Source organism: Vibrio pomeroyi (genome assembly GCA_041879425.1).
Taxonomy (GTDB): domain Bacteria; phylum Pseudomonadota; class Gammaproteobacteria; order Enterobacterales; family Vibrionaceae; genus Vibrio; species Vibrio pomeroyi_A.
The window spans coordinates 736467-758080 of sequence record CP090855.1 but is presented as its reverse complement, the minus strand read 5'-3'; the positions used below and the strand labels follow the sequence as shown (position 1 = coordinate 758080).

The window sequence follows — 21614 nt, the reverse complement described above, 5'->3', positions numbered from 1 at the left end:
ACTTATCAATAATTATTATGAGTTGCTTTTAAATAGTAATTACCGATAAGTCGATAGAGTTATTAGACTTTAGTCTGTGTATTTTATTACATGTCAGTTTTTAACGAATAAATTTTAATTTAGTTATTTATATTGTCGAGTAGTTGGAACCAAATATGAACAATAAACGTTATATCAGCACACTCGGAGAACTGTATAAAATAATTGATTCATTAATGGCTGAATGCAGTGACCAACGTGGTTTGATGTATAACGTGTGTGATTATGAAAATAATAATCTAATGCCAAGTTTAGGCCTTTCTAATCGTAAGAACATACGCCGTGTCGAACAAGAACTGCTTTCAACTGTGAGAGTTTACGGTGGTCACTCGCTGAGCTCACACGACATAAACGACTGGTTATTGATGTGTTTAGCTAAGAAGCAGGGTTTTCCCACCCGTTTGCTGGAATGGACCGATAACCTGTTAAATGCGCTTTGGTCGGTGTGTAATAGCCAAAGTAAAGACTGCATAAACATAATTAAAGCTATTGATTATCAGCGGGTTAGTGTTTTTAGCTCGCCGTGTGATCTCAACCAAACTCAGATATTTAATGTGGCGGATTGCGATCAGCAAGAGCCACGTAAGGACAAGTGGTATTCCATTCACCCATTTAAGGAAGGTGGCAATGATGCCATTCAGCCTTTGTACGATGAGAAAGAATATTCAAACGGTCTAGTGTCCGTTCATATTCTTCCATCAGTGAAAGTAAACCTGATAAAGGAGTTAATATCCATGAATGTTTTAAATGAACCGACAGAGTATGTCGAAGAGAAACTAACGGATTTAAAAAACGAAGCACATGCAGATAACAACCAAGTCATAAATAAAGGTGACGGCAATATCGAATTGCAAGTTAATACTCATGATCGTCAACTTGAACAGTATGGTCGCAAGTATCATCAAGACTTTGATTTCGACTAAAGGCTAATACGTTCTAATTTAATTATACCTCTTATATCGTGAGTTAAAAGTTGAGTAAATAAAATTAGAACACTAATTGTTTTATAAAAAGATGAAATCTGTGAGCTTAGAGATTGTTTATAACCTAACTCGAAGTTAGAGTGATGAACCCTGTTATCAAGTTGTTAAATTTTCACAGATCTAGTTTAAACACTCTAATAAAAAAGTGGCGCAAAGCTACTGAAATTTAAACCAATAACGAAAACATAAAGGATTCTGGAATATGAATATGCAAACCAATGCAACGACATTCGTGCTGGAAAACCAAGTCGACACCACCTTTTTACAGTCTTTTAGTGATGCGTGGAATAACCATGATATTGAAGCGCTGATGTCTTTCATGACAGAAGACTGTGTATTCCACACGGTGGCAGGAGAAGGCTTGCTTGGAAACACTATCGAAGGGTACGAAGCGGTTCGAAATAGCTTTGAATTGGTTTGGCAGAACTTTCCAGATGCGGCTTGGAGCGATCCTGTCCACTTTGTGTGCGGTGACCGCGCTGTGAGTGAATCAACGTTTTCTGCAACGAATCCGGATGGCAGTGTCATCGAAGCTCGCATGGTCGACGTGTTTACCCTGAAAGATGGAAAAATCAGCGTAAAAAATGCCTTCCGTAAAACAAGACCTCTTTTGACTCCTAACAACACTCCCAAGAGCTAGACACGAAACCACAACCCGTTCACGTGTTATGACTAGGAGAGTCGAATTATGAGTTTAGTAATGGAACAACCGGCAGCCGATGTGCCGCCAAAGGTGAAAAGCACCCAAGCAAAAGAAAGCACCCAAGCAAAAGATAAATACGATCCAAAATACGATCCACTTAAAGACAAGAGCCCTGGTCACGGCAAGGAATACGCCCCAACTTATTGGGTAGATACCGCAGGCGCACCACCTGAAGATGATGGCCCAATCACGTCAGACATGGATGTCGATGTGGCCATTATCGGTTCAGGCTACACAGGCTTAAGTACCGCGATACACCTTGCTGAAATGTACGGCATTAAAGCGATTGTGATTGAAGCTAACCGTATGAGTTGGGGCTGCAGTACCCGAAATGGTGGCCAAGCACAGTGTGCTTCTGGGCGTTTGAAGCGTTCTCAGTGGATTGAACGCTGGGGCTTAGAAACGGCGCTAAAAATGCACCGCGAGTGTGTGGATGGCATGGAAACATTTAAGTCACTGATCAAAGACATCGATTGTGACCCGCAGCCGGGGGGGCACCTATATGTGGCTCACCGTCCAAAAGTGATGGCAACGCTTGAGAAAGAAGCCAAGTTGCTGCGTGACACGTTCGATTACGATGCCCAGATCTTAGACGCGGAAACTGTAAAGCGTGATTACGTTGGTGACCAAGAAGCGGCAGGCGCGATGCATGAACCAGAAGGGATTGGTATTCATGCCGGGAAACTGGCGTTTGGTTACCTAAGAAAGGCGCGAGCACTCGGCGTTAAGGTTCACCCGTCGAGCCCAGTTATGGGTTGGGAAACTCGTGGCGGCGTGCATTACCTGAAAACGCCAGGTGGTGTTGTGAAGGCGCGTTCTGTCGGTGTTTGTACGGGTGGGTATACCAGCCAAGGTTTGCATTCCGAGCTTAGGAATCGCCTGTTGCCAGTCCTTTCTAACTCGATGGTGACACGTCCGTTAACTCAAGACGAAATTGCCGCGTGTAACTTCAAAACCAATCAGGTGATTACTGATACTCGAATTCTGCGCCACTACTACCGTTTGTTACCGGATAACCGAGTACAAATTGGTACACGCAGTGCCATTAGTGGCAAGAACGCACCTGAGAAGAAATATGAAGACATGTTGAGAGCCGATTTAACCCGCAAATTCCCGTCTCTCGATCAGATCCAAATCGATTATTCATGGTGGGGCTGGGTGGATGTGAGCCACGACATGATGCCAAGAATTTATCAACCGAATCCAAAACAATCCATCTTCTACGCGCTGGGTTATGGCGGCAATGGCGTGATGTATTCCGCTCAAGCAGGTAAACGCCTTGCTCAGTGGATCGCAGGTGAAGGTCACAAGCTCGACCTACCAATATTTGAATCAAAACTTCCGTTCCCCAACGTGAGGGAAGTGGTGGAATCAGAGATGTTTGCACCGTTTCGAAGAATGGGGCAGCGGTTCCTTTATCAGTGGTATTCGTTAAAGGATGAAAGGCTGTAACTACCCGAACATTGTTTCCAAAATAGGGAAATAGAACTACGACCAGGAAAGTTGTACCAGGTCACCTTGTGAGCAAAGTACAGGCAGGAAGTCTGTATGATAGGAAAGGTTAAGACTATGAAATTGATTAAAAATAAAATTATTGCTGGTGTCACTATTGTAGCAACAGCGGTGTTATCTCATACCGCGGCAGCAGCGAATTTTAAAATGGCTATCGGTGATGCTGCTGGTGGTACGCAGTGGGAATTGGCGACCTCATTCTCTGAGCTGATGGAGCAAAAAACAGACGGTAAAGTGAAAATCGATCTGTTCCCGAACGGCCAATTAGGCAATGAGCAAGACACCGTGAACGATGCGGCAATCGGTCTTCTCGACTTCTCTGTACTGGCGATCAACAACGTGACGCCTTTCTCCCCAACCGTTGGTCTATTGACCATGCCTTACGTGATTCAAAGCGCAGAAGAAGCAGTGCTACTGACTCAAGGCCAAGTAGGCCAAGATTTAGTTGATAACACGATTCGTGACGCTGGTGTTCGCATCGTAGGTTGGGCTTATTCTGGCTTTAGGGTTTTGACTAACTCCAAAAAGCCCGTCGCTTCTCCAGAGGATCTAAAAGGGCTCGTGATTCGTGTACCTCGTAATGAAATCATGATTGCGTCTTATCAAGCATGGGGTGTAAACCCAACGCCAATGGCATGGTCTGAGACTTTCACTGGCCTGCAACAAGGCGTGGTAGATGGACAAGATAACCCTTACATCACAGTCCACGCGATGAAGTTTAACGAAGTACAAAAGTACGTGACCAACATTCGCTACATTTTCTCTCTAGAACCTCTAATCGTGAGTGAAACGGTCTTCCAACAACAGACTCCTGAAATGCAAAAGATCATTCTTGAAGCGGGTCAGGAAGCGACAGAGCACAGCTTTGCTTATCTAGAAAATACGGAAAATAAGATTCGCGAAGAGCTACAAGCGAAAGGCATGGTATTCACAGACCCTGCAGACAACGAGCAAGAGTGGATCAGCAAGGTGACTAAGTCAGTTTGGCCTAAGTTCTACTCAAGCATTGGAGGCAAAGACAAGCTAGACGACGTTCTTGAGTTACTAGGTAGAAAGTAACGATTAGATTCGCCCTATCTGCTGTTCTCCGCTACTTAATCACCTAGCGTTAGAACAGTTAGATAGGGCATTTACATGGCTGTACTCGTTGATCTGTTCTGTACCTGATCTTTTTAGGACCGTGAGCGACTGGTTGTCATGTGGAAATCAACATTGGAGGTTATATGTCAGTCGCTAAAACAATAAAAAAGCACTTAAACAACATTGAGGAATATACATGTTGTCTGCTGCTCGCAAGCTTTGTCCTATTGCTGTTCACACAAATCCTTACTCGTCAGTTTTTTGATTACTCTATCCCTTGGGGGGATGAGGTCGCTACTTACATGTTCGTTTGGTTTGCCTATCTAGGGGCTGTTGTTGCGGCCAAGATGTCGGCGCACAACCGAGTGAGCTTTCACTTTAAATTCTTTCCGCCAATCGTGCAGACCGTGAGTGAAACCATCGCTGACTTCTTATGGCTCTGTTTCAACGGCTACTTCGTTTACCTCAGCTACGACTTCGTGTTCAACAAAATGAATCTGTTTTGGAAGTCTCAGACTACAGGTATCCCGATGAAGTACTTCTACATGATTTTACCTATCGCGTTTTTACTGATGATGATTCGAATTATCTGGAACAACTATGAGCGTTTATTCAAAGGCGCAACCAACGAAGATCCAGAAGTCAAAGAGCTGCGTAAAATGACGGCACAAAAGTCCGCGCAATAGTCATCACAGAGAATAGTCGTAATAGAGAGATGTAATAATGGAATCCTATTTAACTCTAATTTTATTTGGTGGCTTTTTAACGCTGTTAATTCTGGGCGCACCAATCACAGTATCACTGGCCGGCGCTTCGATGGCGGCCTATATGTTGCTCGACAAAAATCCCATCGCTTTGGTACAAATCGCATTTACCTCGGTGGGTAACTTCCCATTAATGGCGCTGCCAGCCTTTGTTCTTGCGGGGGCATTAATGGAGGCGGCGGGTATCTCCAAACGTCTGGTGGATATTGCCGAAAGCTTAGCGGGGCCCGTAACAGGGGGCCTTGGCGCAGCAACGGTAATGGCGTGTCTTTTCTTTGGTGCTATCTCGGGTTCAGGCCCAGCAACCACCGCCGCGGTAGGCATGCTAATGGTGCCTGCTATGGTGAAGCGTGACTACGATAAGAGCTACGCATCGGCCGTTACGGCGGCATCTGGTGGGTTGGGCATTATCATCCCGCCGTCCATTCCTCTGGTTATCTTTGGTATCTCGGCAATGGGCTTAATGGCGCCTCCAGAAGCCATTGCTCAACACGGCCAGTTTGCTTCCTTATCGATTCCGAAACTGTTTGTTGCTGGGGTTGTACCTGGCTTCATCATGGCGTCGACGCTAGTGGTAACCAACTACTTCATAGCTAAGCGAGAAGGCTATAAAGGGCTGACTGAAACCTGGTCGTTTGGCGATGTAAGGCATTACTTACGCCGCGGTTTATGGTCGATATTGGCGCCGTTCTTAATTCTTGGTGGTATCTACAGCGGCATGTTTACACCAACAGAATCAGCGGTTGTAGCGATATTCTATTCGTTGTTTGTTGGGCTTTTTATTCACCGCGAGCTGTCGTTTAAAAGCGTGATGAAATCTCTATCGACCACGACATGGATCACCGGACGTGTGTTGTTGATCCTATTCGCTGCTACCGTGTTTGGACGTTTGTTGATCGAGCAAAAGATCCCAGTAGTGGTGGCTGAATCACTACTCAGCTTCACCGATAACATGTACATGGTGTGGGCGCTAACCATTACCTTGTTGTTGTTCATCGGCATGTTCATGGAAACCTTAGCGGCGATCATGATCATCGTGCCGGTTCTATTGCCAATCATGTACATGCTGGGCGCAGATCCAACCCACGTGGGCATTGTGGTGGTGTGTACCTTATCGATAGGTTTTGCAACGCCGCCACTTGGCGAGAATATCTTTGTCGCCTCAGGGATAGGGGGTTCCACGGTTGAACAAATCACCGCGAAGATCCATCCCTTTGTTCTTGCTTCTGTTGTGGGCGTATTCGTTATCGCTTTCTTCCCACAAATTACGCTTTGGCTACCGTCCTTAGTCGGCTATTAGGAGAGATAACCATGAATTTATCCAGAATCATCCTCATTGGTTGTGCCGTGTTTGCAGTGGTGAGTGGCATTAGTTTACGTGCCGAACACTCTGAAACAGAGAAAGAAGCCAAGCCTGTTAATGTGCTCGATATTTCTGAACCACATGTTGTTAGTAAGGCTGAAAGAAGAGCCAAAACCTTGTTGGCGAAGGCAGTGGTCCACGTTCAAAAAGTGGGTGACGATAGCGTTAAAGATTTCATGAGTGACCCTGAATATATCGATGGGGAGCTATATGTATTTGCGTTGGGCATCGATGGCCAATTCCTCGCCAGCGGCGGCTCGTCAATGGTGCTAGTGGGTGACAGTGTTTTAGATACGCAAGACGTTTACGGTAATCCTTTTTTCCGTGAAATGATCACCAAAGCAGTACACAACGGTTTTGGTGAGGTGAAGTATCACTGGACCAACCCGACCGACCGCATGGGTGAGCCGAAAACCACGTTCTTTGAGCGAGTAGGCGATGTGATTGTGGCTGTGGGTTATTACCCTGAGCGTTCGAGTGCGGCCGAGGCAAAGAGTTTACTCGCGAGAGCGATGACCGCGATAGTGGATTCTGAACAAGAGAGCTTAACTGAGTTCAATGACGCAGAAGGGAGTTTTGTAGAAGGAGATTTATATGTGTTTGTGATGGATATGAGCTCTGGAAAGTTGCTGGCGCATGGAGTCTCTCCTGAGCTAGTTGGGCGTTCGCACAACGAGATTCTAAGCCCTGACGACAAGCCAATTCTTACTGAGATGTTGAACCTTGCCAAAGAAAACGGCCGAGGTGTTTACACCTATCGTTGGTTGAATCCGCTGTCGAGTAAAGTCGAAACCAAACACACTTATTACCGTGTTATTGACAATAAGCTAGTGGGGGTCGGTTATTACACAAATTCAAACAAGACGTAAATGCGAGTGTTTTATGATCATAAGTCTATTTAAATTAATGGCTTACGAATAATTTAACCCCTAAAAATAGGAGTGTGTAAAAAAGCAATTTAGTAAAATTCACACTGTGAAATTTTTGTTGTGAAATTGTGACAAAAATACAAGTAGTATGAAAAACATGGAAACCACACAGTAAAGAACAATTTTGAAAAGGGTCAATTGGGATGTTTGACCTTAATGAAATTTAAAGCCGTACGAGGGATAGACTATGAATATGCTGACACTAGACAAAACAGAACTTCACAGAAACCATTCAACTTTTATTGCTGAAGCTGTCTTTGCCGTCGAAATGGTGAAAGCAGACAAGCAACTCGAAAAGCAGAAAATGGCGAAACAGTTGCTTGATACTCTATTCCCTCTCGAGTCGGGCTCTCACGAAGATGTAGTGAGCTACGAGATTGATTACCGACACGTTCAGGTTTACTTCAAAAACGGTGAGCATACAGGCCTGAAACGCGCTAAACACTTTGTGGCTTACACGGGTGATAAGTCTAAACCTTCTTCAATCCTGTTCCGTGATGAGAGCGGCACACACGTTGAAGTGACAATCGGCGCTCGTAAAGGCACGGGTCACTTGGAATTGGTTGATATTGAAGATATTCAGCTAGAAACGTGTACTACATTTGGCCAAACTGAGGCTAGTCGTTCTTCAGGAATCCGTCACTGGGTGAGCCTAGTGAAGGGCGATGAAAGTGGTCGACCGAACGCATCGAGTGAAGACAAAGAGTTCACAGCGAAAAATGGCGAAGACTACAACCTAGGTTTTTGCTTCGCGATTTAATGCTCTCTATAGCGTTTTAATATCTTAGCGCTGCGATTCGTGGCGTTAAAATCGCACTATCGATTTCTCTTTTACCTTTGGTAATTTCCCCGCCCCTATAGCGGGGCTTTTTTGTTAGAGCTATAAGTAAATTAAGCGGTTCTTAAAATTATCTCACAAAAGTTTTCAAAAACTCACGCTGACAGGTTTGTGTATTTAAGTGTTTGTAATTTAATGTTTTTGATGTTGTCTTGAGTTGATTTTTTATAGGCGTAATGACCATAAATGACAGGGTGTTGAGTGACTATTGAGCAAAAACTCAGTCAAAATGCTTCGTGCTGTGCTATAATGCGCGTCCTGGGATTGAGCTAGTAAGTCCATTTATCACCTTGCTCGGTGGTTTTTATCACGTTTTATTTTAGTGAAATGGCGAGTCAATCAAGTAGTAGTTGGATATGGAGAGCGTCCTTATATTCGTTGAACCGGATATGCGAACATCATAATTTATGAGTTTTAAATCAAAAAAATACAGTATCGATTCTACTGACTATCAAGTTGGTCAAGACAACGTCAGTAAATGGGGCATGGATGTCCATAACACCGTCTTCGTAGCCTCAGTTGGCTTATCTCTTCTTTTCATCATCACTCTTCTTGCTCTTCCTCCTGCAGATGCTAAAGCTGCAATTGATTCTATTAAGGGTGCTGTTCTATCAAAGTTTGACTTCCTGTTTATGTGGGGAGCCAACATCATGTTAGTTTTTGCCGTTGTTCTTGCATTCTCACCTCTAGGCAAAGTTCGCTTAGGTGGTGAAGACGCGACAGCGGACTATTCAATGGCATCTTGGATTGCGATGTTATTCGCAGCGGGTATGGGTATTGGACTTATCTTCTGGGGTGTTGCAGAGCCAACTGCGTTCTTCACGAACTGGTTCGGAACACCATTAGACGCAGAACCTTTCACAGCCGCTGGTCGTGAATTAGCATTGGGTGCAACCGTATTCCACTGGGGTTTTCATGCATGGGCTATCTATGGCATGACGGCACTTTGCCTAGCGTACTTTGTTTACAATAAAGGTCTGCCGCTATCAATGCGCTCTGTGTTCTACCCAATTTTGGGTGAGCGAGTATGGGGCAAAACCGGTGATGTTATCGACGTACTAACTGTACTGGTTACCCTGTTTGGTCTTGCGACTTCATTGGGCTTAGGTGGTACACAAGCAGCAAGTGGTATCAGCCACGTGTTTGGCTTGGACAACAACATCTTCCTTCAGCAATCGATCATTGTTCTGATCATGGGCTTGGCGATCATCTCTGTTCTGCGCGGCATGGACGGCGGTGTTAAGTTCCTAAGTAACCTGAACATGGTTATTGCGTTCGTATTCCTTGGTCTTATCGCGGTGTTGAACTTCACAACTGTGCTTGATTCAATGGCAACGGCTGTAACTGGTTATGTGAAAAATATCGTAGCGCTGAGCCAAAGTGCAGGTCGTGAAGACACAACATGGCTGCACGGTTGGACTGTGTTCTACTGGGCATGGTGGGTAGCGTATGCACCATTCTTCGGTATGTTCGTAGCGCGTATTTCTAAAGGCCGTACGGTTCGTGAGTTCCTACTTTGCGTACTGATCATTCCAACGTTAGTTACTTCAGCTTGGATGTCTATCTTCGGTGGCGTGGCTATCGAACAAGTGATTAATCAGGTAGGGCAACTTGGCCTTGACCAAGGCATCACAGATGTATCTCTAAGCTTGTTCTACATGTTAGATGCTTACGAGTTTGGTAGCATCCTGTCTGTTATCGCAGTTGCACTGATCATCGTGTTCTTCGTTACAACGCTAGATTCTGGTTCTATCGTTATCGATGGCATGACGGCGGGTGGTAAACTTGAAGTACCAGTAAAACAGAAAGTGGTTTGGGCAGTTATCTCAGGTGCTATCGCAATGGTGATGCTGTGGATTGGTGGTACTCAATCAATTCAAGCACTGCAATCTATTACGATTATTGCAGCACTGCCGTTTACGATCATTCTTCTGCTTGGCTGTGTAAGCTTGCTGAAAGGCCTACTGACTGAAGTCGGTAAAGGGCAAGAAACGGTTACTCCAGCAACTAAGTAAATCGCGAACTCAGTAAGTTTCTAGATAGGGACTTACTCTAGTCAGCAGATTCAAAGCTCCCTGGCACCGCGTGCAAGGGAGCTTTTTTATGCCGCGAAGAAATCCGTGAAAGAGAAACAAAAAAGAGCCACAAGTGAGAAGTCACTTGTGGCTCTTTTAGTTCTTAGTTCTTAGTTCTTAGCTCTTGCTATTAGGTACTAATTAGCGGGTTTGCGCTTACGCGTTCAATTCGTGCTGAATAACGTAATCTAAAGCACCGACAACAGCAGCAACTTGAGCATCGTTACACTCTTCGTCTGTTACTTTGTCGCTGTCTGGGTAAACCTCAGTAGTCGTACCGTACTTACAATCCGTTACACCGCCACATAAGCCAAGCTTCTTCATTGGGTAGTTGATCACGCCGTGTTGAGTGACGTCTGAACCAATGATCTTGCCTTCGTCATCTGCTGGCGCAATGTGAGTTACTTTTTCAACTGAAGCGATGACAGCTGCTTGGAATTCAGGTTGCGGGTTTTCGGTATCACCCACCGTGTAGAAACCGTCTGGGATCATGCCTTCGATGTACTCAATACCATCACGTGCAGCGAGTGCAGGGCGAAATTCAGTTTCATCAGAGTCGGTTGTCTCATGAAGATCAACGTGAACCAATACTTCTGGCAAAGACGCAACTAATGCACGCAGGTTTGCTGATTCTTCTGCTGGCGTACCGTCGTAGAAAGAGCGATTTGGATCAACAGCATTTGGGTTCCAGCGGTTGATGACTTCGTAACCCCAAGGGCTCACACAAGGTGCTACAACAATGTTGAAGTGCGCTGTGTACTTTTCTGCTTGAGTTGCAGCGAATTTGATTGCGCCATGTACACCACTGGTTTCGTAACCGTGAACACCACCTGTAACGAGGATAGTTGGCTTTGATGCGTCCCAGTTTTTGCTCTTGATAGCGAAGAGTGGGAAGCGAGCTTCGTCGTAGCTCAATGCACCGTATTGCTCGATGTCAAAGCGGTCTGCTAATGCTTGGATTTTAGGAACCACTTCTTGCTGGTATTCGCGCTTAACGGTTCTTTGAGCAAACCATGCTTGACGTTCTGCTTCTTGCCATTTTTTTCCTGGCTCACCAATAGGGTAGGTGTAGGTACTTTCCATTGTTTTATCTCTGTGGGGTACGTTGTGATGAAGTGAGAATAATCAGCAGAATGGCATCGTGCAACTCTTATTGAACCTGTGTATGTAAATGACGACCAACATTCCAAATAACATATGTGAGTACAAGTCAGGTTGATGACTATGGAAGAGGAACCCTTGATATGCTTGATAGCAATGTTTTGGTTAAGCCGAGACAATTCCTTCGAACTCGCCTTTACACACGGTATTCCGACCTTGTTCTTTTGCGTGGTATAAGGCTTTATCTGCACGCTCAATCAGATTAGTACGCTGGTCATTAGGGTGTAATTGAGCCACCCCAAAACTCGCCGTTAATGGCTTTTCTTGTTGTTTCCAGAAAGTGTGACTTTCTATTAGTACTTTTAGTTTCTCTGCTGCTGTACATGCATCATTAATGGCTGTGTCTGGCAGCATAATTAAGAACTCTTCACCACCGTAACGAAACGCCACATCGTGCGCTCTTAGATTATTGATGAGTATCTGACCAAGGTTGTGCAACACACGATCACCCACTTGATGGCCATAAACATCATTAACCTGCTTGAAGTGGTCGATGTCTAAAATGATCACCGAAAGAGCGTGCTTATGCCGCAGGCTACGTGTCAATTCTCGGCTGGTCATCTCGTTCATCGCTCTTCGATTATAAAGCTGTGTGAGGCTGTCTTTTAATGAAGAGCTATAGAGTGACTCCATCAGTCGAGCATTAAGAATCCAGTTGTAAGTAAAGCCAAGGTTACTTAGAAGAATCGCAGTCATGATGATAGCGAGCTGGTGGACATTACCGGCATGAAGGAAGTCGCCGATATTAGGCTCACGTAGGGTGAACCAGATTCTAAACAGCATAAACAGAGAGTGGATAACAAGTACGCCTGTGAGCAGCATGATCGGCAGTTTTAGGTCTTCTACTTGGCTTTTATTGACGACAATCGCACTTGAAACCGTACAAAGAGTGACATACACAGAGATGACAACCACACGTGCATTTGTAGAAGGTTCGATGACGGAGTAATAGATCAATGCAGCTAACGCCAGTGGTAAACAAGAGAAAACAATCAGTGGGTAGATTAAGGGAGCATGTCTGATTTGACGCAAACTGAGTACGACCAGAGCGAAACCTAAAGCAATACAGAAATTGGCAGCGACTTTTGAAAGCCAGAAGGAAATATCATCGCCAAAGCTGAGCAGGGAAAATCCTGCCATTAAAAAAAATACGGCATAGAACAGGCTCCGAGTACCTTGAGCCGGTGCTTGATTTCTTTGTTTAATTATTAGCCCGATGCAATAGGTCCCAGAAAGGAACACCATAATTAAACATAGAGTACGAACGTCTAAGCCTAAGCTCATCACTATCCATGTAAATTTATGCATTGTATGGAATAAGATTAGGCGCTAATGGCCTAGAATCAAGGGAATTAAGACATAATTAAAAAAGCCCCTCACTTAATGTGAAGGGCTTTGAAGTTTTTGATTTAAACAAGAAATCTCGTTTAAAACGGTGCTGCGTTATTTAACAGTCCAAGCAATCGTCTCGCCGCCACGGATTGGCACTACAATGTCTGAACCGAAAGGCATCGTCTCAGATACATTCCACTCTTCTTTTACTAGAGTGATGGTGTCTGTGTTACGTGGGATACCGTAGAAGTCAGGGCCGTTGTGGCTCGCGAAACCTTCTAGGTTCTCAAGCTTACCTTCTAGCTCGAATACTTCTGTGTACAGCTCTACTGCAGCGTGCGCAGTGTAAGAACCCGCACAACCACATGCTGACTCTTTTGCACCTTTTGCGTGTGGTGCTGAGTCTGTGCCTAAGAAGAACTTCTTGCTGCCGCTTGTTGCCGCTTCGATAAGCGCTAATTGGTGAGTGTTACGCTTAAGGATTGGTAAGCAGTAGAAGTGTGGCTTAATGCCGCCAACCAACATGTGGTTACGGTTATAAAGCAGGTGGTGAGCTGTGATGGTTGCAGCAACGTTGTCATTTGCGTTCTTCACGAAAGTCGCAGCATCTGCAGTTGTGATGTGCTCTAGAACAATCTTCAGGTTAGGGAAGTCGTTCACAATCGGTGTAAGTACTGTGTCTAGGAACTGCTTCTCACGGTCAAAGATATCAACATCGTGAGTCGTTACTTCACCGTGTACCAAAAGTAGCATGCCAACTTCCTGCATTGCTTCTAGTACGTGGTAGATGTTTTTAGCAGAAGTTACGCCTGAATCAGAGTTTGTTGTTGCGCCAGCTGGGTAAAGCTTAGCTGCAACCACTGCGCCAGACTCTTTTGCTTTGCGAATTTCATCAGGTGTTGTGTTGTCTGTTAGGTAAAGTGCCATTAGAGGCTGGAACTGCTCACTTGGTTGCTCCGCCATGATGCGTTCACGGTAAGCAAGAGCCATTTCGGTATCGGTTACCGGTGGGATGGTGTTTGGCATGATTAACGCTCGACCATTGTAGCGGCTGATATCGCGCACTGTATCTTTTAATACGTCGCCATCGCGTAGATGAACGTGCCAGTCGTCAGGACGAGTAATCGTAAGTTGTGTCATTGAAGGCTCCCACCATTTGAAGTGTTATGTAGTTGGAGCCTAAACTCGGCGAAATCTGTGAAAGCAATCGCTTACGTTTAGGCGACAGGATGATAGTGGAAAAGCACTTTCATTTCATCCTATTTTTAACTCTTCAGGGTTAGGAGCTTGTTTTTCTAAGTATTTTATTCGGTATTTATTTTTGAAGACGGGTTAGCGGGTGGCTACCCAGAGCCCGTGAATCATTCCCGGTACCCAGAAGAAGAAGGTAAGGACAATGTTAATTAGCAAATCTTTACCTGCGCCACGAGCGAAAAACACGCCAACAGGCGGAAGCAGTACACATAAAATGATAATGACGAGTTTGTTCATGATAAATCCTTTTTATTCAATGAAAGTTCAATGCGGTAACCCTGTTCAAATTATAGAACGTCTGGAGAGTGTTAATGCATTGCTGTCTTTATGTATAGAAGACAGTCGTTTAAACATCTCAAGATATTAGCTTAGTATCAAGTGTTTAATGCCTGCCAGTTTATCTATTTATAACCATTTGTTAGCATTGGGACAAACAACAAAACATTGGAATCGTTATGTCGCAGCTATCTTCAGGTCAAAGGGCTTTAGCTCAAAAAGCTTCAGGTCAACAGCCTTCCTTATCTCAAATCAATGTGTTTCCGGTAAAATCTGTGGGCGGCATCTCGCTCTCTTCTGCTTGGGTCGAAAAACAAGGCCTTACCTTCGACAGACGTTTTATGTTGGCATTGGCTGATGGTTCAATGGTCACGGCACGTAAGTACCCGAAGATGGTTAAGGTATCTTCAAGCTTGCAACCAGACGGTTTGATTTTCACTTATGAAGGCAAAGAACCGCTGCGACTAAAATACGCGAACTTCAAGATGCAAGAAGCGCCAGCGACGGTTTGGAAAGACAGCTTCACCGCTTACACCACTAACGATGAAGCCGATGATTGGTTCAGTGACGTGTTGGGTGTTCGTGTGGAGTTATTGTTCTCTGGCGAGCAATCGAATCGCGTTCGAGAAAAACTCGGCCAGAATGTAAGCTTTGCTGATGGCTATCCAATGTTGGTGATCAGCCAAGCATCACTTGATGAGCTGAATCGCCGTAGTCCTGAAGTCCATTCGATGGGTCAATTCCGTACCAATTTTGTTGTTTCTAATACAGAAGCCTTCGCAGAAGATGGTTGGAAGCGTATTCGAATCGGCGAAGTTGAGTTCGAAGCAGTGAAACCTTGTGAGCGCTGTATTTTGACTACAGTTGATGTTGAACGTGGCGAATTTAGAGCAACAAAAGAGCCGCTCAATACCTTCTCGACTTTCAGAGCCAATGAGCGTGGTGGCGTGTTCTTTGGTCAAAACCTAGTGGCCAAAAATGAAGGTTTAATCAAAGCCGGTGATGTGGTTGAGGTGCTCGAAACCAAAGAGAAAGAGCTTTACGAAGACACATGGGTGGAGTCGCTGCATTTAACCTGTGTTGAACGTGAAGAGATCGCTCGCGACTTTACAACGTTTTGGCTGGAGCCAGCGAAAGAGAACCACTCACTACCAAGTTATCAACCGGGACAACATCTACCGATTGAAATGGCGATTGATGGCGAGAAGGTTTCTCGTCGTTACACCTTATCTTCTAGCCCGTCACGAGCGGGTCGCTTAGCGATTTCAGTGAAGCGTGTCGATGATGGTCAAATCTCTAATTGGTTAAACGACCATTTCCAAGTTGGCGATACCTTAGTAGCGCAAAACCCTGATGGTGCTTTCTATTTAGAAGAGAACCCAACGCACCCGTTATTATTGCTTTCTGCGGGCAGTGGTATCACGCCTATGCTGTCGATGCTTCGTTATTTAGCAGACCATGGTCAGATTAATGATGTGGTTTTCTATCATCAATGCAGCAGCGAAGAAGATATTCCTTATCAAACTGAGATTGATCAGATCGCCAAAGAGCACAAAGGCTTACGTGTGATCTATTCATTGAGTCAACCAACGAAAGAGTGGGATGGTTTGTCTGGTCGTTTGAGCGTTTCGCATGTCGCGAAAATTGACGCGCTTCATAAACGCCAAGCCTTCGTGTGTGGTCCTGATGGCTTTATGGATAATGCCAAAAAACTACTTATTCAAATGGGCCTGAATCCTCAGCATTATCATCAAGAAGCATTTGGTGTCGCACAATCAACGGAAGAGGCGGTGAAGCAGCTACAGCTGAGTGTTAACGGCTACCTATTCGAAGGTAATAACCAGTCTACTTTACTAGAGCAAGCTGAGTCGGCGGGTGTATCCATTGCATCAAGCTGTCGTGCGGGTTTTTGTGGTGCTTGTAAAGTGACTCTTGAGTCAGGGCAAGTTCATCAACCGGATGTACCAGCGCTGCAAGAACATGAACGCAACATGGGACAAATACTGGCGTGTTGCAGTGTGCCTCAAACCGATATCGAAGTTGTAGACTAACTCGGTAGGTCGGAAGACCAGTAAGAAAAGCGTATTTAATAGAAAAGGCCGGAAGTTCACTGAAATGAACTTCCGGCTTTTTTGAGTCTAAGACTAATTCAGATAATTAATCGTAGATCGTTGGGATCGGTTGACGCTTATGTTGTGTTGCTTTGTAGATACCTACTAAGCGGTCAGACACGTCTTGAGGGACATCTTTACCTTCGAGGAAATCATCGATTTGGTCGTAAGAAAGGTTCAATGCTGCTTCGTCGGCTTTTTGTGGATCAAGCTCTTCTAGGTCGGCAGTAGGAACTTTCTTAACCAATAGCTCTGGCGCACCTAGCGTTGCTGCAAGTTCACGAACTTGACGCTTGTTCAGGCCAAACAAAGGCGCTAAATCACATGCACCGTCACCGTGTTTGGTGTAGAAGCCAGTGATGTTTTCTGCTGAGTGGTCAGTGCCGATCACAAGACCGCCAACGTACCCCGCAATTTCGTATTGTGCGATCATGCGAGCGCGAGCTTTCACATTACCTTTCACAAAGTCGATTTTTGCTGAGTCTGTTGGTAGCAAACCTGTACCTTCAAGTGCAACGTGAGATGCAGCGTGAAGCCCATCAACACCCGCTTTGATGTTTACAGAAACAGATTGAGAAGGCTGGATGAAAGAGAGAGCAAGTTGTGCTTCGTCTTCATCTTTTTGCTCGCCGTAAGGTAGGCGAACCGCAATGAATTGGTAGTCGTTGCTGCCAGAGTTTTCATTCAGGCTATCAACGGCCATCTGTGCCAAACGGCCACAGGTCGTTGAGTCTACACCGCCACTGATACCAAGGATCAGAGACTTGCAGCCTGACTGCTGAAGTTTCGTTTTAATAAAGTCCACACGACGAGTCACTTCGAAGTGAGGGTCAATTGAAGGTAGTACGCGCATTTCGTCACGAATTAACTGTTCCATTCGTATTCCTTTCCTGCAAGCAAATTAAAAATCTAGTGTTATCATACCTAAATCATCCGATTTAAAAACCTCTTTGCACAAGCTTAGAAAGAGAAGGCAGTAATAAATAATGGAAAAAATAGCCATTTTCGGTAGTGCGTTTAACCCACCGAGCCTAGGGCATAAAAGTGTGATTGATTCGTTGGCTCACTTTGACAAAATTCTACTGGTTCCAAGTATTGCCCATGCTTGGGGAAAAGAGATGCTAGACTTTGATACGAGATGTCAGTTAGTTAACGCATTTATTAGTGATCTTTCATTGGGTCAAGTTGAACTATCATTGATCGAAAAGAGTTTGTTTACGCCCGGTGAAAGTGTGACAACTTATGCTGTACTCAGTGAATTACAAAAGTTACATGGTGACGCTGAACTTACGTTTGTGATTGGGCCGGACAACTTCTTCAAGTTTTCATCTTTCTATAAATCAGGTGAGATTACCGAACGATGGTCTGTAATGGCTTGTCCAGAGAAGGTGAAGATCCGCAGCACAGACATTCGTAATGCATTGATAAGTGGAAGCGATGTATCAAAACTGAGTACAAAGTCAGTTACAAAGATGTTGCAAGATAGTGGACTGTATACAATAATGTAGATTCACTAATTCAAGAGGTCTGATGACTATGCTAAAGCGCGCGATACCAGCGACGTTGATCATGGCAGCATGCAGTATGCCTGCTTATGCTGAATGTGATTTTTTTAGCTTAGATTCGATCATGCTGGCTTCTGATGACGACAACTGTTTGGACTTTTCTTCGAGCATTGAGTCTTTTGGCCAACGTATGATGGAAATCAGTGGGCTGAGCGATGAAGAAGCGCAGAGTACACCTGATTATTGGTCTGACTGGGTACTTCAAAGTAAAGACGCACCGCTACTGACACAAAGCATCGAATCAAACTATGTAGGTTTGGGGATGTGGTTTCCTGAAGATCTGGAAGACGAGCAGTATGATATGTCTACAGAGGAGTGGCTGCTAAACCATGGCTTACAACTCAGCATTGGTTTTGGTGAAAAGGTCGAAGGGCAACCTCGTATGCGCTTTGACTACCGTTGGCACGACTCGCGTGATGCCGACCTAATGATGCAGGTTGAATTACCTTTTTAAGGGAAAAAGCCGAAGGTTTGCTCTGAACCTAGAACAAACGTTAAAGAATTAAAAAAGCCGCAAAAACTCAGTTTTTGCGGCTTTTTAGTATCTGGACGAGATTTTCAGTCTTCTGAGTCTTTTGGCGCTTATAGCTCGTCACCAAAAACAAGCATGCACAGCTGTTCAAACTCTTCTTCTTTTCCTGAGAACAAATCATCGATTACAACTGCTCGCTTCTGACCTGACTGCATACGCTTCTTCGCTTCGCGCATAACCATCACCAAGGTGTGCTCTTGTGGCAGGTTAGAATCATCAATGTTCCATTGATTGAATCGCTGAGAAAGGGCGCTTTCACAAAGCAGTGGCTTAAACGACAACACTTCTTGCTTCAATACAGAAAGCATATCTTTGCAGGCTTGCTCTGTATTGTTGGCACTCGAAGTTCGAGACTTAGTCAGTTCTAGCTTTTCGAGTAGCGCCAAAGAGAGGTTGGTTTGCGTAATGTAACCCGCTTGTCTTGGGAATGAATCCGTCAAACGCACAGAAAAGTCGACGCGATTAACCTGAGTGTTTGGAAAGTAGGTCAGTGATGTTAGGCAGTCGTATGGGATCCAGACGCTTTGTCCTGGTTCAACGGCGTACTCTTGTTTACCCAGCTTTATCAAAACCAAGCCACTTTGAACCGATACAAGGCTATGTTTAAGTACTTTCTTGCGTGGTGTGATCACCAAGTGTGAAAAGTAAGCCGATGTATATTCAATAGCGAAGTTCATAGATAGTACCTTAATTTTGGGGCGTCAAGATTACCGTTAATCTCAAAGAATGCCAACAATAACAGGGGATTTTCAATGTTTCTGGTCTGACCTTGTCAAAAGTATGGGCTCTGTAGCTGCGAGAAGTCAAAACAACGCGTAGAATGAGCCAGCTTTTTATTATATGAATTAAAAAATGACCTCTCCAACCGATCCATATGTTGATATTCGTCCTTACGGCGATGATGAAATTCCAGCGGCACTAAACCGCCTTATTAATGATGAAGAATTTATCAGTGCGATACTGCACTACCGTTTTTCTAACCATGCGTCTTGGTTCAAAGCATTAATGAGTCCAATTTTACGTGTGTACTTAAAAATGAAGTGGAGCAAGCTGACTAGCGTTGAGTCCATTCAGATTGAAGTGAAAAAGTACTTACGTGACACGCTTGCTAAAACTACAAACGGTGTGACGTACACGGGTGTAGAGTCACTGGATGCGAATCAAGCTTACCTGTTTGTATCAAACCATCGTGACATTGCTATGGATCCGGCGTTAGTAAATTACGCTCTGCATCAAAATAATCATCAGACTTGTCGCATCGCGATTGGTGACAACCTGTTGAAGAAGCCATGTGCGACCGAATTGATGCGTTTGAACAAGAGTTTCATTGTTAAGCGTTCTTTGAAAGGGCCGCGTGAAATGATGAAAGCGCTAGGCCAACTGTCTTCTTACATTAAGCACTCTCTAGAGACAGGTAACTCTATCTGGATCGCTCAAAAAGAAGGCCGTGCTAAAGACGGTAACGATTTTACTGAGCCAGCTATCTTGAAGATGTTCCACGTTGAAGGACGTAAGCAGAAGATCGCTTTCCCCGAGTATGTTAAATCATTGAAGATCGTACCGGTCGCTATTTCTTACGAAAACGATCCGTGTGATACGGCTAAAGCCATCGAACTTTTTGAAAAAGACGTTAACGGCAGCTACGAAAAAGGTGAGTTTGAAGATATCGAAAGTATCATTCAGGGCATCATCGGTAATAAAGGTCGCGTTCACGTTGGTTTCGGTCAGGTTATCGACCAAGATTTTGATACGCCAGAAGCATTGGCTGAAGAGATCGATCGCCAGATCCACGAAAATTACAAACTGTTCCCAGTAAACCTACTGGCGGCAGATAAAGAAGACGAGTCGATTACCGCTACGGTTAAGCAAGAGTTTGAAGAGAAACTATCGAGCTTACCTAAAGGTGCGCGTCAATATCTGATTGATAGCTATGCGAACCCAGTGAAGAACATCGGTTAGCGAACATCTCGCTTAATGAGCATTAGTTGATTGGATTGAAAAAGGAGCCTTGGGCTCCTTTTTTGTTTTTGCTGCTTTATCTTTGCATTAAAGAGGATGAACTGTCGGATAGATTAGCGAGCGACTGCGCCACCCAGATCTAGATTAGTTGGCCATGTGGTCACGGTGTTGCCGCCTAAGTAGATATTACCTCTGACGGTCATGGTATCGGGAAACGCTGTAATAGCTGAGCCTCCGATGTATAAATCACCGTCAATCACGATTCCGTTGGGTAGCTCTGTTAAAGGGGTACGAATCACGCTTAAGTCACCTCTCACTCGAAAGCCATTTGGTAGCCTTTGCAGTGGGGTGTCGGTGAGGTTAATAAACCCGCCCACTCGCACGCCTCTCGGCCAACTGGTAATTTGGCTGCCAATCAAATCGGCATAGCCTTTGATTTTTACGCCGGATGCTACCCTGGTTAACTGACTGTTAGAGGCTTTTAGGCTGCCGTTAACTTCTAACCCTTTAGGTAGGCGTGTGATCGCCGTGTTTTCGATATTGAGATTGCCATCGACCACTAAGCCCGTTGGAAGCGAGGTATATGGCTTATTACGTAGATATAAGTTTCCGTAATTATCGAGATGGTTCAATATTTGATAGTGATCGAGTGGTTCAGCACTGACATTTGTTATGGTTAGAGAACCAATAATAAGTGCAATTATTCTGAGCATAACGGGCTTCTTATTACGATAGACGCTAACACTATAATGGAAAAATTATTCTCGCATAGTGTTTTACCCATTTGGCGGTAGGTGAAAGAGGAATTAAGCGATAATGGCAGGTAAATCAATGATTAGAGTAAACACCCAAATAATTAAGGTCTTTCTGGTTGCAACTTCGATGTTTGGCTCTATGTCTGTAAGTGCGAACAAAGTAATTTCAACACCCGCAAAGGCTGCAGTATTGGTGACTCAAGGCGGACAACCGCAACGAGTTTGTTATTACGATGATAAAGCTTACAGCGTCGGTGCAGTGTTAGAGGTTGGTGGTGTCGTGATTCGGTGCGCTGCAGAAAACGATTTTGAGCAAAACGGTTCACTGGCTTGGATTGAAATAAAAAAAGACGAGTAAAGTTACTCGTCTTTTAATAAGAATA

At 44.6% G+C, this 21614-nt stretch carries 21 protein-coding genes; 14 read left to right on the top strand and 7 right to left on the bottom strand.

The features are described from left to right. Positions 1-155: 155 nt before the first annotated feature. The 9 genes from L0992_19345 (at position 156) to L0992_19305 (ending at position 10226) form a co-directional block, all read left to right on the top strand. Positions 156-962: an FRG domain-containing protein gene (locus L0992_19345; protein XGB70170.1), complete on the top strand. Its 807-nt coding sequence runs from the start codon at positions 156-158 to the stop codon at positions 960-962. A 262-nt stretch (positions 963-1224) separates the two neighbouring features. Continuing rightward, on the top strand, positions 1225-1662 hold the full coding sequence (locus L0992_19340; GenBank protein XGB70169.1) for a nuclear transport factor 2 family protein: 438 nt from the start codon (positions 1225-1227) through the stop codon (positions 1660-1662). 48 nt (positions 1663-1710) lie between these two features. Continuing rightward, entirely contained in the window at positions 1711-3177 is a 1467-nt protein-coding gene (locus tag L0992_19335; protein ID XGB70168.1) for an FAD-binding oxidoreductase, read from the top strand. Between the two features lie 117 nt (positions 3178-3294). Further along, positions 3295-4296, top strand: coding sequence for a TRAP transporter substrate-binding protein (locus tag L0992_19330; protein XGB70167.1), 1002 nt, complete (start codon positions 3295-3297; stop codon positions 4294-4296). 164 nt (positions 4297-4460) lie between these two features. Beyond that, on the top strand, positions 4461-5003 hold the full coding sequence (locus tag L0992_19325) for a TRAP transporter small permease (GenBank protein XGB70166.1): 543 nt from the start codon (positions 4461-4463) through the stop codon (positions 5001-5003). 37 nt (positions 5004-5040) lie between these two features. Further along, positions 5041-6381 carry a TRAP transporter large permease gene (locus L0992_19320; GenBank protein XGB70165.1) on the top strand — a complete coding sequence of 447 codons (1341 nt, stop codon included), beginning with the start codon at positions 5041-5043 and terminating at the stop codon, positions 6379-6381. Positions 6382-6392: 11 nt separating this feature from the next. Continuing rightward, on the top strand, positions 6393-7313 hold the full coding sequence (locus tag L0992_19315) for a cache domain-containing protein (GenBank protein ID XGB70164.1): 921 nt from the start codon (positions 6393-6395) through the stop codon (positions 7311-7313). A gap of 247 nt (positions 7314-7560) precedes the next feature. Continuing rightward, positions 7561-8133, top strand: a complete 573-nt coding sequence (locus L0992_19310) for a hypothetical protein (protein ID XGB70163.1) — start codon at positions 7561-7563, stop codon at positions 8131-8133. A 485-nt stretch (positions 8134-8618) separates the two neighbouring features. Continuing rightward, positions 8619-10226: a BCCT family transporter gene (locus L0992_19305; protein ID XGB70162.1), complete on the top strand. Its 1608-nt coding sequence runs from the start codon at positions 8619-8621 to the stop codon at positions 10224-10226. Positions 10227-10442: 216 nt separating this feature from the next. Here the strand turns inward: L0992_19305 and L0992_19300 are convergent, their stop codons facing one another. The 4 genes from L0992_19300 to L0992_19285 all read right to left on the bottom strand — a co-directional run bounded on the left by L0992_19300 (position 10443) and on the right by L0992_19285 (position 14270). Then, on the bottom strand, positions 10443-11369 hold the full coding sequence (locus L0992_19300; GenBank protein XGB70161.1) for a M14 family metallocarboxypeptidase: 927 nt from the start codon (positions 11367-11369) through the stop codon (positions 10443-10445). Between the two features lie 183 nt (positions 11370-11552). Further along, entirely contained in the window at positions 11553-12587 is a 1035-nt protein-coding gene (locus L0992_19295) for a GGDEF domain-containing protein (GenBank protein ID XGB70160.1), read from the bottom strand. Positions 12588-12890: 303 nt separating this feature from the next. Further along, positions 12891-13919 (bottom strand): dihydroorotase, encoded by a 1029-nt coding sequence (gene pyrC / locus L0992_19290; GenBank protein XGB70159.1) that lies wholly within the window; start codon positions 13917-13919, stop codon positions 12891-12893. Positions 13920-14111: 192 nt separating this feature from the next. Continuing rightward, positions 14112-14270 carry a YqaE/Pmp3 family membrane protein gene (locus L0992_19285; GenBank protein ID XGB70158.1) on the bottom strand — a complete coding sequence of 53 codons (159 nt, stop codon included), beginning with the start codon at positions 14268-14270 and terminating at the stop codon, positions 14112-14114. A gap of 218 nt (positions 14271-14488) precedes the next feature. Between L0992_19285 and L0992_19280 the strand changes: the two genes are divergently transcribed. Further along, the gene (locus tag L0992_19280; protein XGB70157.1) at positions 14489-16360 is read left to right on the top strand and encodes a hybrid-cluster NAD(P)-dependent oxidoreductase; all 1872 of its coding nucleotides are present in this window, start codon (positions 14489-14491) and stop codon (positions 16358-16360) included. 106 nt (positions 16361-16466) lie between these two features. Here L0992_19280 and nadE read toward each other — a convergent pair whose 3' ends face one another. Then, the gene (nadE, locus tag L0992_19275; GenBank protein ID XGB70156.1) at positions 16467-17297 is read right to left on the bottom strand and encodes an ammonia-dependent NAD(+) synthetase; all 831 of its coding nucleotides are present in this window, start codon (positions 17295-17297) and stop codon (positions 16467-16469) included. 109 nt (positions 17298-17406) lie between these two features. On the opposite strand from nadE, the gene L0992_19270 reads away from it, so the two are divergent. Beyond that, a complete protein-coding gene (locus tag L0992_19270) occupies positions 17407-17928 on the top strand; it encodes a nicotinate-nicotinamide nucleotide adenylyltransferase (protein ID XGB70155.1) in 522 nt (173 codons plus the stop codon). Positions 17929-17950: 22 nt separating this feature from the next. Continuing rightward, positions 17951-18439: a hypothetical protein gene (locus tag L0992_19265; GenBank protein XGB70154.1), complete on the top strand. Its 489-nt coding sequence runs from the start codon at positions 17951-17953 to the stop codon at positions 18437-18439. 128 nt (positions 18440-18567) lie between these two features. Here the strand turns inward: L0992_19265 and L0992_19260 are convergent, their stop codons facing one another. Further along, the gene (locus tag L0992_19260) at positions 18568-19194 is read right to left on the bottom strand and encodes an AraC family transcriptional regulator (GenBank protein XGB70153.1); all 627 of its coding nucleotides are present in this window, start codon (positions 19192-19194) and stop codon (positions 18568-18570) included. Between the two features lie 175 nt (positions 19195-19369). Between L0992_19260 and L0992_19255 the strand changes: the two genes are divergently transcribed. Then, positions 19370-20476, top strand: coding sequence for a 1-acyl-sn-glycerol-3-phosphate acyltransferase (locus tag L0992_19255; GenBank protein ID XGB70152.1), 1107 nt, complete (start codon positions 19370-19372; stop codon positions 20474-20476). 113 nt (positions 20477-20589) lie between these two features. Here L0992_19255 and L0992_19250 read toward each other — a convergent pair whose 3' ends face one another. Then, positions 20590-21189, bottom strand: a complete 600-nt coding sequence (locus tag L0992_19250; GenBank protein ID XGB70151.1) for a hypothetical protein — start codon at positions 21187-21189, stop codon at positions 20590-20592. A 103-nt stretch (positions 21190-21292) separates the two neighbouring features. Here L0992_19250 and L0992_19245 point away from each other — a divergent pair, with 103 nt between their 5' ends. Next, complete coding sequence (locus L0992_19245) at positions 21293-21589, top strand: YnjH family protein (protein ID XGB70150.1); 297 nt, start codon at positions 21293-21295, stop codon at positions 21587-21589. Positions 21590-21614: the final 25 nt, after the last annotated feature.